The 12402-nt window shown below is 45.2% G+C and carries 13 protein-coding genes; 2 read left to right on the top strand and 11 right to left on the bottom strand.

Going from position 1 to position 12402, the window contains the following annotated elements; all coding sequences use genetic code 11:
- Nucleotides 1-110: 110 nt before the first annotated feature.
- The 4 genes from FTT64_RS08215 to FTT64_RS08200 all read right to left on the bottom strand — a co-directional run bounded on the left by FTT64_RS08215 (nucleotide 111) and on the right by FTT64_RS08200 (nucleotide 3794).
- Nucleotides 111-812, bottom strand: a complete 702-nt coding sequence (locus FTT64_RS08215) for a hypothetical protein (protein WP_016659995.1) — start codon at nucleotides 810-812, stop codon at nucleotides 111-113.
- 175 nt (nucleotides 813-987) lie between these two features.
- A complete protein-coding gene (locus tag FTT64_RS08210; protein ID WP_005176532.1) occupies nucleotides 988-1920 on the bottom strand; it encodes an FAD-binding protein in 933 nt (310 codons plus the stop codon).
- 18 nt (nucleotides 1921-1938) lie between these two features.
- Nucleotides 1939-2688, bottom strand: coding sequence for an electron transfer flavoprotein subunit beta/FixA family protein (locus tag FTT64_RS08205; RefSeq protein WP_005176529.1), 750 nt, complete (start codon nucleotides 2686-2688; stop codon nucleotides 1939-1941).
- A gap of 500 nt (nucleotides 2689-3188) precedes the next feature.
- On the bottom strand, nucleotides 3189-3794 hold the full coding sequence (locus FTT64_RS08200; protein ID WP_016659994.1) for a LysE family translocator: 606 nt from the start codon (nucleotides 3792-3794) through the stop codon (nucleotides 3189-3191).
- A gap of 113 nt (nucleotides 3795-3907) precedes the next feature.
- Between FTT64_RS08200 and FTT64_RS08195 the strand changes: the two genes are divergently transcribed.
- Entirely contained in the window at nucleotides 3908-4402 is a 495-nt protein-coding gene (locus FTT64_RS08195; RefSeq protein WP_045795165.1) for an Lrp/AsnC family transcriptional regulator, read from the top strand.
- 82 nt (nucleotides 4403-4484) lie between these two features.
- Here FTT64_RS08195 and FTT64_RS08190 read toward each other — a convergent pair whose 3' ends face one another.
- The 7 genes from FTT64_RS08190 to FTT64_RS08160 form a co-directional block, all read right to left on the bottom strand.
- Nucleotides 4485-4856, bottom strand: a complete 372-nt coding sequence (locus tag FTT64_RS08190) for a hypothetical protein (protein WP_034597425.1) — start codon at nucleotides 4854-4856, stop codon at nucleotides 4485-4487.
- Nucleotides 4857-5070: 214 nt separating this feature from the next.
- Nucleotides 5071-5997 (bottom strand): tyrosine recombinase XerC, encoded by a 927-nt coding sequence (locus FTT64_RS08185; RefSeq protein ID WP_168396297.1) that lies wholly within the window; start codon nucleotides 5995-5997, stop codon nucleotides 5071-5073.
- 34 nt (nucleotides 5998-6031) lie between these two features.
- On the bottom strand, nucleotides 6032-6655 hold the full coding sequence (locus FTT64_RS08180; protein ID WP_164844958.1) for an alpha/beta fold hydrolase: 624 nt from the start codon (nucleotides 6653-6655) through the stop codon (nucleotides 6032-6034).
- 89 nt (nucleotides 6656-6744) lie between these two features.
- The gene (gene dapF / locus FTT64_RS08175; protein WP_016659990.1) at nucleotides 6745-7590 is read right to left on the bottom strand and encodes a diaminopimelate epimerase; all 846 of its coding nucleotides are present in this window, start codon (nucleotides 7588-7590) and stop codon (nucleotides 6745-6747) included.
- Nucleotides 7591-7603: 13 nt separating this feature from the next.
- Nucleotides 7604-8848 carry a diaminopimelate decarboxylase gene (lysA, locus tag FTT64_RS08170; protein WP_168396298.1) on the bottom strand — a complete coding sequence of 415 codons (1245 nt, stop codon included), beginning with the start codon at nucleotides 8846-8848 and terminating at the stop codon, nucleotides 7604-7606.
- Nucleotides 8849-8870: 22 nt separating this feature from the next.
- Nucleotides 8871-9101: a lipoprotein gene (locus FTT64_RS08165; RefSeq protein ID WP_016659988.1), complete on the bottom strand. Its 231-nt coding sequence runs from the start codon at nucleotides 9099-9101 to the stop codon at nucleotides 8871-8873.
- Between the two features lie 133 nt (nucleotides 9102-9234).
- Entirely contained in the window at nucleotides 9235-10638 is a 1404-nt protein-coding gene (locus FTT64_RS08160; RefSeq protein ID WP_127800407.1) for an amino acid permease, read from the bottom strand.
- A gap of 314 nt (nucleotides 10639-10952) precedes the next feature.
- Here FTT64_RS08160 and FTT64_RS08155 point away from each other — a divergent pair, with 314 nt between their 5' ends.
- The gene (locus tag FTT64_RS08155) at nucleotides 10953-12302 is read left to right on the top strand and encodes a sodium:alanine symporter family protein (RefSeq protein ID WP_180182286.1); all 1350 of its coding nucleotides are present in this window, start codon (nucleotides 10953-10955) and stop codon (nucleotides 12300-12302) included.
- Nucleotides 12303-12402 lie beyond the last annotated feature (100 nt).

The following is a 12402-nucleotide window of genomic DNA, read 5'->3' as shown; positions in this document are numbered from 1 at the left end:
ACAAAATTGGCCTTGGATCAAGCAATCTTCTTTTTTGAAATAAAAGACATAAAAAAATCATGCCTCGGACAAGGCATGATTTATATTTGAGAGCATGATGTGAAACCGACTTAGTTCTTGGCCACCGCTTCGTGATCATCCAGCTCCAGATATACTGGCTCGGCCACCACTGGCGGTTTATCCTGCTTCATAATATGCAGAGTCATCATGAATAAGCCCAGGATTAACGGGAATTCATACATTTCTTCCATAAAATCTTTATAAGCCACATCGTGCAGGAAAATAAAGCTGATGGCACGGCCATGTTCGATAGAATCTGCGGCAATTAGACCGACTACACTCAAAATTAAAACCCAGAGCGGCAAGGATACCGACTTAAATTTACGCACAATTTCGGCACGCAAATGACGAGAGAACAGCATAAACACCACAGGCGCAATCAGCACAATTGAAATCGCTCTGAAATACACTTTCGGCACTTCCGGAAAATAATCTCGCCCCCAGCTGATACTGCGGCCAAACAACAATAGCCACCAGCAAATTGCCCATAACCAGAACTGCTTTTGTCCATCCGCCAAATCAAAAGGACGGATATAAAAATAACTGAATATTGCACAGAACAATAATAAGAAAGCCTGAACATTTTCAACGCCACGCACGAGCTGACCATCTAAAAGTGGCAGATGCAAATCGACCAGGAATGGCAAACCTAGACACAGCAGAAATAAGATAAAGACTTGATTGGACAATCGGGTATCAAAACTCAATGGGAGACTCCGGCTGACGAAATCAAAGATTTCAAAAACCGGCATACTAGCATAATTTTTAGACTCTTCTGCTGTTTATTGAATTTAACAATACTAAAAATGTTAAATTTTGATGAATTCCGATAAAAAATTACAGAATAAAAAACGCCCCTGAACAAAACAGCAAAGTAAAAACTTTTACTGCTTGCGCAAGAGCGTCTTTTTAACCGAAGTTCAGGAATTAGATTTTAGAAACCAATTCTGGAACTACAGTGTTCAAGTCACCTACTAACCAGTAGTCAGCTACTGCATTAATTGGTGCTTCTTCATCTTTGTTGATCGCAACGATCACTTTAGAATCTTTCATACCGGCCAAGTGCTGGATCGCACCTGAGATACCCACAGCGATGTACAGATCAGGCGCAACAATTTTACCTGTTTGACCAACCTGCATATCGTTCGGAACGAAGCCCGCGTCAACCGCTGCACGAGATGCACCTTGTGCTGCACCCAGTTTGTCTGCCAGTGGATCAAGTACTTTGTGATAGTTCTCACCTGAACCTACACCACGACCACCTGATACTACAATACGTGCAGCTGTTAATTCAGGACGTTCAGATTTCACGATTTCTTCGTTCACAAACTTAGAAATACCTGCATCGCCTGTAGATGCCGCAGCTTCAACCGCAGCTGAACCACCTTCCGCAGCAACCGCATCAAATGCTGTACCACGTACAGTACCAACAACAATTGCTTCTGAAGATTCAACAGTTGCAATCGCGTTACCGGCATAAATTGGACGCTTGAATGTATTTGGACTATCTACTGCAATAATGTCAGTAATCATGCTGACATCCAGCAATGCTGCAGCGCGAGGTAAAATGTTTTTACCTGTCGTTGTAGATGCTGCAAGGATATGGCTATAGCCTTTACCCAATTCAGCAACCAGTTTTGCGACATTTTCAGCCAGCTGATTTGCATAGGCAGCATCATCAGCCAGTAATACTTTGCTCACGCCCGCAACTTTAGCTGCCTGATCAGCAACTGCTTGCGCGCCAGAACCAGCAACCAATACAGTGATATCACCACCGATTTTTTGAGCTGCAGCCACAACGTTTAACGTTGCACCATTTAGTGCTTTGTTGTCGTGCTCAGCGATAACTAAAATACTCATGATTTATATCCTTCTGTATTAGATCACTTTCGCTTCATTTTTTAATTTTTCAACAAGCTCATCTACAGACTTCACTTGTACGCCCGCTTTACGTTCAGCTGGTGACTCAACTTTTACAGTTTTCAGTTTAGTCCCGGCTGATACACCGTAATCTGCAGGAGACTTGGTATCCAGAGGTTTTTTACGCGCTTTCATAATGTTTGGAAGTGCCGCATAACGTGGCTCATTCAAACGTAAGTCAGTGGTGATGATTGCTGGCAGTGATAATTCAACAGTTTGTAAACCGCCATCGATTTCACGTGTCACTTGTACTTTGTCGCCGTCTACTTTCACTTCAGAAGCGAATGTACCCTGACCTGCGCCCAGTAAAGCACCCAACATCTGACCCACCTGGTTTGAGTCATCATCGATTGCCTGTTTACCTAAAAGGATCAGTTGTGGCTGCTCTTGCTCAACAACACCTTTTAAAATTTTAGCCACTTCAAGTGCGCCAATTTCATCTGCAGTTTCAACTAAAATACCACGGTCTGCACCAAGCGCCATAGCAGAACGGATTTGTTCCTGCGCTTCTTTAGGACCGATAGAAACAACAACGATTTCTGAAACTGTTCCTTTTTCTTTTAGACGAACCGCTTCTTCCACGGCGATTTCACAGAATGGGTTAATTGACATTTTAACGTTAGTAAGGTCAACCCCACTATTGTCCGGTTTAACGCGAACTTTAACGTTGGCATCAACCACACGTTTTACAGCAACAAGAGCCTTCATGTAATCCTCGGCTGTTTTAGTAAATGTAAAAGAGGAGAAAAGTTAAGATAACTCTTCACTTAAATTTTTGTAGGTGTCTTATCTTGCAATGGGTTTGGCATTTCGGTCAAGTCACAATTGCCCAAGAAGCTGTAAAAATGCGTAAAAATAGCTGAACGTTGCGTTCATACTTTTTTCATCCAGCTTAACTCAGCTATGTTTCAGCCAGATTAAGCCATATTTTAACCATTGATTTATATTATCTTTTTATCTTATGTATCACATCAGTTGTTCTGATTAACCAGCCAATACAATAAAATGAATTATTATTCATTTTTTACCTTAGTAAGCTAAAACCTGGCTATTTTGATGTCATTTAGGATAGCAGTTTGTATGATCTGCCAGACTTTGGTCTAAGATGACCATCGGTTCATTTCTGTTTTTGTAATAATTCTCTTTTTCACGCTCTCCCTATAAAAAAGCATGTCGACCTAGGACATGCTTTTTCTAAATTTCACAGCTTAATTGACCATTAACCAGCTGGCCGCCAGCGCCAGTAAACCACCAGATGTACCATCAATCCACTTCTGTTTACGTTCATCCAGCTGGGTTTTCTGGGTGATTTTGGCAAAGATCAGACTTAACGCGCAGTACACAATAAAAATTAGCCCAATAAAAATGCAGGACAATAACAAGCCTTGAGTAACGGTATTTCCAGTTTTATCAATAAACTGCGGCAAAATCGCAAAGTAAATCAGCATGCCTTTTGGATTCAACAGTGCCGTAAAAAATCCTTTGCGCACCGGATGACTGCTGCTGCGACTTTCAATCGCCAGCTTTTTCTTGCTCAATACCGACTTGAATAAACCCACCGCCAAATACAGCAAATATGCAATCCCTAACCAGCGAATCGCTTCAAATAATAGCGGAAAGGACACAATAATCGCGGCAATTCCCAACGCCACCAGAATCGAATGCACCAGATAACCACTACACACGCCGACTGTGGCCATCATGCCTGCTTTTGCATCTTTACCCATCACTTGCGACAAAATGAATAACATATCCGGCCCCGGCGTAAAAATCAGCGGCAACACAGTCAATGCAAAAAGTACCCATACAGACATTTCCTTTTTCCCGTCGTACTTGAGAAAGTGAAAATTAGTATCTGCGAAACGCTATAAAATAGGATTTCAAATATTCTATAATTTAAATAATTTTTCAAATTATCCTCTAATTTATGAAGCAATATCCAAAGTCTGTTCGAATAAAACTGGATCGCATCGACAAAAATATCATTCGAGCTTTACAAAACAATGGCCGCATTCAGAATAACGATTTGGCCCGTGAAATTGGCCTGTCGCCGTCCTCCTGCTTAAGACGGGTGAAAATTTTAGAAGAAGCCGGAGTAATCCAGAATTACACTACGGTGGTGGACCCGCATAAGATTGGGTTTCAACTGATTTTATTTTCCCGGATCTGGCTGGTCGGGCAGGATGCCGAAACTATTGATACCTTCATTGAGGCGATGAAAGAATTACCGCAGGTGATGGAGTGCTATATTATTTTGGGGGAATGCGATGCCATGCTGAAAGTGGTGGTGCCCGATTTAGAAAGTTATCGTAAATTTCAGTCCACCCATTTAACCAAAAAAAATGGCATCACCAGTGTCAAAACCGATTTGCCAAGTCAAATTATTAAACAGAGTTTTCAACTGCCGCTGGAAGATTTATAAGCCTAGCCGGCGATTTTGAAGATTGTTAAGTTGCAGCACGCAAGATAACCTTCTCTTGCTATGCTGCACGTAGTGCTTATGTTTAAGCCTGCTGACCATCCAAAAAGTCGCGGTGCACGTGGCTTAAATCAATCAGGTCATATTCAGCCAGATTAAACACTTTCCAGACCTGCATAAAATCTTCAGTTGCATCGACGGTTTGGGTCAATTGCTGGCTTTCCTGCCACTGACGATCGGAAATCCATAAATAGCCTTGACCTGTTTCCGTATGAACCGCCTGCACCTTACCTTGTGCGTTAATGCCTTGAATCACGGCCTGTTCAGGTAAAATGGCCTGCATGGCTGGCAGGTTAATTTCCACAAAGTGCTTCACCTGTCTTAAACCATAACCGGCAAAAATTTCTTTTTGCGCCGGACTCAGCTGTTCATATTTTTGTTGAATATCCGAAATCATATCTATGCCTTTACATTTTTCCCAAATCATCAATCAGGTTGGGTCCTCGGAATTTTTGTGCTCGTTCTAAATATTGCTCGAGTCAAAAATTAACCCTCTTTATACGCCATCTCCACCTTTATTTTTATTCTACAATGGTGGCACATGCTCACGCCTGACACCTCTATTCTAGTCTTTCACCCGTGAATTGAAAGTCCTTTTCACCTGCATCAACTTAGCCCCGCTCTTTACGCTGCGCCCTTGGATGAGCCTGATCATAAACCTGCGCCAAATGATCAAAATCGACATGGGTATAAATTTGCGTGGTGGTCAAATTACTATGCCCCAACATCTCCTGCACCGCGCGCAAATCACGACTATTGGATAACATGTGACTGGCAAAACAATGGCGCAATAAATGCGGATGCAAATCGACATTGACACCAGCACGCTGGGCCTGCAATTTGACTCGGTTTTCAATTTGCCGCGCACCGAGTGGTTGTCCTTTTTCCGTAATAAACAGCTGCGCATCCGGGACAAAATCACCCTGCCACAGCGGATAAATCTGTAGCCAGCGCATCACACTGTCTTTGGCTTTAGAACCAAACGGTACCACCCGGGTTTTATTGCCCTTACCGGTAATCCGCAATAACTGCCGGTTAAAATCCAGATCTTTAATTCTTAAGCCCTGTACTTCCGCCAGGCGCAATCCACTGGAATACAGCAGCTCTAAAATCGCTTTATCACGGACCCAGAGCTGTTTTTGCCGCTCTGACTCCGGCTCTGGCTGATCTAAAATCTGCTGTACTGTTTCAATATCGACCATGCCCGGCAAAGGACGTGGCTGACGTTTTAGCTGAAAATCATCAGCCGGATTAAACGCCAAATAACCCCCCTGTTCAGCCCATTTCATAAACTGGCGAATAGAAGACAACATGCGCTGCAAACTGCTGGAACTCAACTGCTGCGCTTCGACCTTATGCGCCAGAAACTCACGCAAGTCAGCGGTTTCCACATCGGCCAGCGGCATGTTTTTCTGCTGACAAAAATGAAGGAAATCACCAACATCACGTGCATAAGCATGCAAAGTATGTGCCGACTGATGCTGGATTTCGCGTTGTTTCAGCCACATCTCCAGTAACTGTTCAGCACTTAACTTCATCACACCATCCTATGTTCTGGTAAAAAATTGTCTTTTAAAAAGTAGCTTTGCAAAAATAGTCGTGTAAAAAACGGTTGATCTCCCCGGCGACACGTTCAGCCTGCGAGGATGCAAACCAGTGATCAGCATCGGGCATAATCACCAATCGGGCATTCGGCAACTGCCGGGCCAGAAACTCACCAACGGCAACCGGACTCAATTCATCCTGATCGGCCCAAAGCAATAACACCGGCAGATCAATACTGGCCAATTGTTCCGGATGATAATAGGTCTGATCTTCCACAAACCACTGCGGCAGCTTGGCCCATTGCAGGGGTTCAATCTCACGCCAGTCTTTGGCCTGAAACGGAGTTAAATCCAGTCCGCCCGAAGTAGCCATTAACACCAAGGCCCGAAGTCTATTCGGCTGCTGCAATGCAGCGGCTATGGCCAACACTCCGCCCATCGACTGGGCAATCAGAATGCTGTCCTCTTCAATCTGACTGATCACCCGCGTTTTCAGATCGGCCAGACTCTGAATGCTGGCATCGGCTTCTACCCCATCAAAACCAGGATAAGCAATCACGGTTTTCCTGGCCGATGCTGGCAACCGGGCCATTAACGGCTGCCAGAATTGCTGACTACCTGAGGCACCCGGTAGAAAAACAAGTTTATGCATCATCATGGCTCTGCAGGCAAAACTCAAATCATCCTAACATAAAAAAGCACCGTGAATAGAACGGTGCTTTTGTATAGGAAATGGTCAGATTAGCCCTGGAAATAACGTAAATCCAGACGGCCTTCATAGACATTGGCAGTTGGACCGGTCATCCAGACCACATCGCCTTCTTTCCATTCGATCTGTAACTTGCCACCCGCCAGTTCAATTTCAACTTTGCTGGCCAGTAAGCCACGGCGCATGCCTGAAACTGCTGCTGCACACGCGCCCGTACCGCAGGCCAGCGTTTCACCGACACCACGTTCAAACACACGTAAACGGGCATGCTGTTCATCCAGAATTTGCATAAAACCGGCGTTCACGCGCTGCGGGAAACGCTCATGCGATTCAATTTGTGGACCTAAACGTGCGACATCAGCCGTCAGAATATCCTGCACAATGGTCACAGCATGTGGATTCCCCATATTGACCACATCAATGCTCAGCTTCTCTTCATTGGCCAGCATCAGGTCATATAAGTTATCCGGTTCATCGGCAATAAACGGAATTTCTTGCGGCAGGAATTTCGGCTGCCCCATATTTACCCGCACCCAGCCATTTTGACCCAGTTCCGGCTCAACAATCCCGGCTTTGGTTTGCACCTTGATTTTGGTTTTGCTGGTCAGCTGGCGCTCATGCACAAAACGCGCAAAACAGCGTACGCCATTACCACACTGCTCGACTTCTGAGCCATCGGCATTAAAAATACGGTATTTAAAATCGGCATTCGGAACATCAGGTGGCTCAACCACCAGCAACTGGTCAAACCCGACACCAAAGTGACGGTCGGCCAGACGCTGAATGGTCAGGCTATCGAAATAGGCGCGCTGGCTGATTAAATCAACCACCATAAAGTCATTGCCCAGACCATGCATCTTGGTAAATTCTAAAAACATCCTGATTTACTCCTTAAGGCAATAAACGCTCACGTTCCCAGAGTGATTCAATGGTTTCACGTTCACGAATCAGATGCGCCTGATCACCATCGACCATCACTTCTGCAGCACGGCCACGGCTGTTGTAGTTGGAGCTCATCACAAAACCATAAGCGCCGGCACCCAGCACTGCCAGTACATCGTTTTCCTGAATGGCAAGATCACGCTCTTTACCAAGGAAATCACCTGTTTCACAGATGGCACCGACTACATCCCACTGTTGGGTTTCGACATCGGTACGTGGCGTCACCGGCTGAATGTCCATCCACGCTTCATATAAAGCAGGACGAATCAGGTCATTCATTGCCGCATCAATAATTGCGAAATTACGGTGATTGGTCGGTTTGAGTAAATCGACTTTGGTCAGCAGCACACCGGCATTGGCGGAAATACTCCGGCCCGGTTCCATATACACTTTCAGGCTCAGTTTTTCTAAAGCCGGGCGCAGTGCATTGGCATATTCTTCAACCGATGGCGGAGTTTCATCTTTATAGGTCACGCCCAAGCCACCACCAATATCAATGTGTTTGAGTGTAATGCCCATCTGTTTCAGCTGCTCAATCATCAGCATGACCCGATCCAGCGCATCAACAAAAGGCTGGGTTTCGGTCAGTTGTGAACCGATATGACAGTCAATCCCGACAATGTCCAGATTAGGTAACGATGCTGCATATTGATAGGTATCAAATACACTATCTGATGGAATACCGAATTTGTTTTCTTTTAAACCGGTTGAAATATAAGGATGGGTTTTGGCATCGACATCCGGATTCACACGTAAAGAAATTGGCGCTTTAACCTTCAGTTCAGCCGCCACTTTCTGAATCCGATCCAGCTCTGCATAGGATTCAACGTTAAAGCAGGCAATGCCCACTTCCAGTGCTTTTTTAATGTCAGCTTCGGTTTTGCCTAAACCTGAGAATACAATTTTCGAAGCATCACCACCGGCTTTCAATACGCGTGCCAGCTCGCCGCCGGTCACGATATCAAAACCCGCACCGAGCTTGGCCAATACATTCAGCACCGCAATATTGGAGTTTGACTTGACCGCAAAACAGATTTGATGGTCGATAAAGCCAAAAGCACGATCCATATCTAAATAATGCTTTTCAAAGGTTGCTTTTGAATAAACATAAAGTGGTGTGCCAAATTGCTGCGCCAGCTGTTGTAAAGAACATTGTTCGGCGTGCAAAACCCCATTGATGCGGGTGAAACTCATGAATGTATCCTTTCTATGAACGTTAAGGTGTCGTCGTGGAATTCGAAGCTACAGGTGCAGCAAACTGTTGCTGTACCGGTGCAGGTGTCGGCTCTTCAGGATGTTGCTCTGAATCGACATTGGGATATAACAGATATTTGGCACGTTTGTCGTAATTTGGATCACTCGGCAACTGTAAAGCTCCCGATTGACCACAACCGACCAGTACAAAACTGGCTGTCAATAAACTGATGCAGCAAATGACAGAACGCATCTGACCACCTATTTAAAATTTTCAATGAAGTATAACGCGATCACTGCTGTGACCAAAGTGTTAAACGCTAGAGATTAGCTTGTGCTATAAAAAAACGCCAGTTGGACACTGACGTTTTTTGTTGTGCAATGGCTTATTTCTGTTTTGGCTTATAGAAACCGAAATAGCCAATCAGCAGAATCACAAACCAGATCGGACTGATCATTAAGGCTTGCAAGGTATCTGACTCCAGAGACAGCACATAGATCATACTAATAAAGAAGATGATCACCATCCAGCAGGTGAACAGGCCACCCGGCAATTTAAAAGTCGACTGGGCATGCAGTTCCGGACGGGTTTTGTAATAGACAATATAGCTCCAGATAATAATCAGCCAGACGCAAATAAACAGAATGGTCGAAAGCGTGGTCGCCAGCGTAAAGGCTTTCACGGTATCGGGTACAAAGTATTGTAACGCCGCACCCAACAGCAGACACACCGCCGAGAAATACAACGCATTGGCTGGTACTGCACGTTTATTTAAACGGCCAAAAGCTTTAGGACCCTGCTGCTCACGTGACAGACCAAACAGCATCCGGCTGGTCGAGAATACGCCACTGTTCATCGACGACATCACCGAAGACAGTACCACCAGGTTCATGATAATCGCCGCGGCCGCAATACCCGCCTGACTGAACAGGTTTACAAACGGTGAGATATTTGGATCAATCTGGTTCCATGGCGTTACCGACATCACAATTAATAAGGCCAATACATAGAAAATGATGATACGTACCGGAATCGAGTTCACTGCTTTCGGCAGGTTTTTCTCTGGATCTTTGGTTTCAGCCGCTGTGGTACCGACCAGTTCTACCCCAACAAAGGCAAAAATCGCAATCTGGAAACCGGCCAAGAAGCCCATAGTACCTGTCGGGAACAGGCCGCCATGACTCCAGATATGTGTAAAGGATGCGACTGTGCCGGCATCTGAGGTAAAACCGGTAAAAATCATCCATAAACCGACTGCAATCAGCACAATAATGGCAATAATTTTAATCAGCGCAAACCAGAACTCCATTTCACCAAACAGCTTCACGGTCACCAGGTTTAAGCCCATGATGAAGACAATAGCTGCAATACTGATCATCACCCCTTCTTCAGGTGTAAACGGTATCCCGCCATTAAAGAATTGCAGGTAATAAATAATCGCCGACAGGTCTGCAATGCCGATGGTGATCCAGCACAGCCAGTAGGTCCAGCCGACGAAATAGCCGGCCCACGGGCCAATCAGGTCGGTGCTGAAATCAATAAAGGATTTATATTGCAGATTGGACAGCAACAGTTCGCCCAGCGCCCGCATCACGCAGAACACCATAAAACCAATAATCATATAAATAATCAGGATCGATGGCCCGGCCAGGCTGATGGTTTTGCCTGAGCCCATGAACAATCCTGTTCCAATGGCGCCACCAATGGCAATCAGCTGTAAATGCCGGTTAGATAAGCTTCGCTGCAGATCGCCTTTTTCTTGTGACGAATTTGTATTTTGATACGACATTATTGAATTCAACTTCAGTGTTAACCACGACAAACTAACGTAAAAGAAATCAGAAAACAAAAAGAAATGCCGCTTCATCTATATTTTCTGCGGAATAATTAAATTTAATTTATTTTTCTTATAACAAAAAGTTATCAATTTATCCAAAGGGAGGATTGACAAGGTTTATATCAATTTTCTTGTCAAAACATAAATTCTGTGTAACAAATAAAAATGCAGCACGCAACTATATCTCTTGCTCAGGATGAGCATGGCATATCAATTGCTTATACAGAAAACAAAATATCTATTTTGAGACATAAGAAGAAACAATGATGCAAGATTTACAAACACTCATGGAAACCCTTAGTGGCTGGGTCTGGGGCCCATATATGCTGGTGCTGATTGTCGGTACCGGGATATTCCTGACCTTCCGCCTGCTGTTCTGGCAATTCCGGATGCTGCCGTTGGCCTTTAAACAGGTTTTTGGCAAACACCCGGACAAACATTCCGGCGATATTTCCCAATTCGCCTCCCTCATGACCGCACTTTCTGCCACCATTGGTACCGGTAATATTGCCGGTGTGGCCACAGCCTGCGTACTCGGTGGTCCGGGCGCCGTATTCTGGATGTGGATGACTGCCCTGTTCGGGATGGCGACCAAATATGGTGAAGGTGTTTTGGCGGTCAAATACCGGGTAAAAAACGAGAAAGGTGAAATGTCCGGTGGTCCAATGTATTACATTGAACGTGGCCTGAAATGGAAATGGCTGGCGCTGATTTTCGCCTTTTTCGGTGCAGTGGCCTCCTTCGGGATTGGTAGCTCGGTGCAATCCAACACGGTAGCACTGGCCGTTGAAAATGGGTTTGGCCTGGAAACCTGGATTACCGGCATCATCATTACCGTATTTTCAGCCCTGGTAATTCTGGGCGGGATTAAATCCATCGCAAAAGCCTCTTCGGTTATTGTGCCGATTATGGCGGTTGGTTATATGGCCGGTGGTTTGGTCATCATCCTGAATAACCTTGAACTGGTGGTGCCAGCACTCAAAATGATTGTCACCTATGCCTTTACCGGTGAAGCTGCCGCAGGTGGTGCGATTGGTGCCGCGATCCGTTATGGTGTTGCGCGCGGGGTCTTCTCCAATGAAGCCGGTATGGGTTCTGCGCCAATTGCTGCCGCTGCGGCCAAAACCGACCATCCGGCACGTCAGGGTCTGGTTTCAATGACTGGTACCTTTATTGACACCATTATTGTCTGTTCAATTACCGGTATTGTGCTGGTCATGGGCTTTATTATGGCCGGCCAGTCTTTTGGTGATCAGAACGGTGCAGTACTGACCATTAGCGTATTCGACAAACTGCTGCCTGGAATCGGGGGCTGGGTGGTGACTTTCGGGGTGATCTTCTTTGCCTATTCGACTATTTTAGGCTGGAGCTATTACGGTGAAAAATGTGCGACCTATCTGCTTGGTGAGAAATTTGTACTGCCGTATCGCCTGATTTACATTGCGTCGGTGTTTATTGGCTGTGTCGCAACTCTAGATCTGGTCTGGCTGTTTGCCGATACCTTTAATGGTTTAATGGCAGTACCGAACTTGATTGCCTTATTGCTGCTGTCGGGTGTAATTGCCAAAGAATCGAAAGATTTTATTGCACGACGCAAATCCAGCGAACTTTACTAAAGCGTTTAGACAAAACTACAAGATTAACCACCTGCGGGTGGTTTTTCTTTGCCGCTGTATCAACAATTTGAAAATCAGCATTTCCTCTGTATGCTGTGGG

Source organism: Acinetobacter sp. Q186-3, assembly GCF_013420655.1.
Lineage (GTDB): Bacteria > Pseudomonadota > Gammaproteobacteria > Pseudomonadales > Moraxellaceae > Acinetobacter > Acinetobacter indicus.
The sequence above is the reverse complement of the archived record's forward strand: the minus strand, read 5'-3'. Positions and strand labels throughout refer to the sequence as shown.

What these genes read in the sequence shown, in the direction of transcription:
- FTT64_RS08210 (WP_005176532.1), bottom strand. Translation starts at nt 1,920, where the DNA reads ATGAGTATTTTAGTTATCGCTGAGCACGACAACAAAGCACTAAATGGT.
- lysA (WP_168396298.1), bottom strand. Translation starts at nt 8,848, where the DNA reads ATGAGTTTCACCCGCATCAATGGGGTTTTGCACGCCGAACAATGTTCT.
- FTT64_RS08155 (WP_180182286.1), top strand. Translation starts at nt 10,953, where the DNA reads ATGCAAGATTTACAAACACTCATGGAAACCCTTAGTGGCTGGGTCTGG.
- FTT64_RS08215 (WP_016659995.1), bottom strand. Translation starts at nt 812, where the DNA reads ATGCCGGTTTTTGAAATCTTTGATTTCGTCAGCCGGAGTCTCCCATTG.
- FTT64_RS08160 (WP_127800407.1), bottom strand. Translation starts at nt 10,638, where the DNA reads ATGTCGTATCAAAATACAAATTCGTCACAAGAAAAAGGCGATCTGCAG.
- FTT64_RS08190 (WP_034597425.1), bottom strand. Translation starts at nt 4,856, where the DNA reads ATGATTTCGGATATTCAACAAAAATATGAACAGCTGAGTCCGGCGCAA.
- FTT64_RS08195 (WP_045795165.1), top strand. Translation starts at nt 3,908, where the DNA reads ATGAAGCAATATCCAAAGTCTGTTCGAATAAAACTGGATCGCATCGAC.
- FTT64_RS08205 (WP_005176529.1), bottom strand. Translation starts at nt 2,688, where the DNA reads ATGAAGGCTCTTGTTGCTGTAAAACGTGTGGTTGATGCCAACGTTAAA.
- dapF (WP_016659990.1), bottom strand. Translation starts at nt 7,590, where the DNA reads ATGTTTTTAGAATTTACCAAGATGCATGGTCTGGGCAATGACTTTATG.
- FTT64_RS08185 (WP_168396297.1), bottom strand. Translation starts at nt 5,997, where the DNA reads ATGAAGTTAAGTGCTGAACAGTTACTGGAGATGTGGCTGAAACAACGC.
- FTT64_RS08200 (WP_016659994.1), bottom strand. Translation starts at nt 3,794, where the DNA reads ATGTCTGTATGGGTACTTTTTGCATTGACTGTGTTGCCGCTGATTTTT.
- FTT64_RS08180 (WP_164844958.1), bottom strand. Translation starts at nt 6,655, where the DNA reads ATGCATAAACTTGTTTTTCTACCGGGTGCCTCAGGTAGTCAGCAATTC.
- FTT64_RS08165 (WP_016659988.1), bottom strand. Translation starts at nt 9,101, where the DNA reads ATGCGTTCTGTCATTTGCTGCATCAGTTTATTGACAGCCAGTTTTGTA.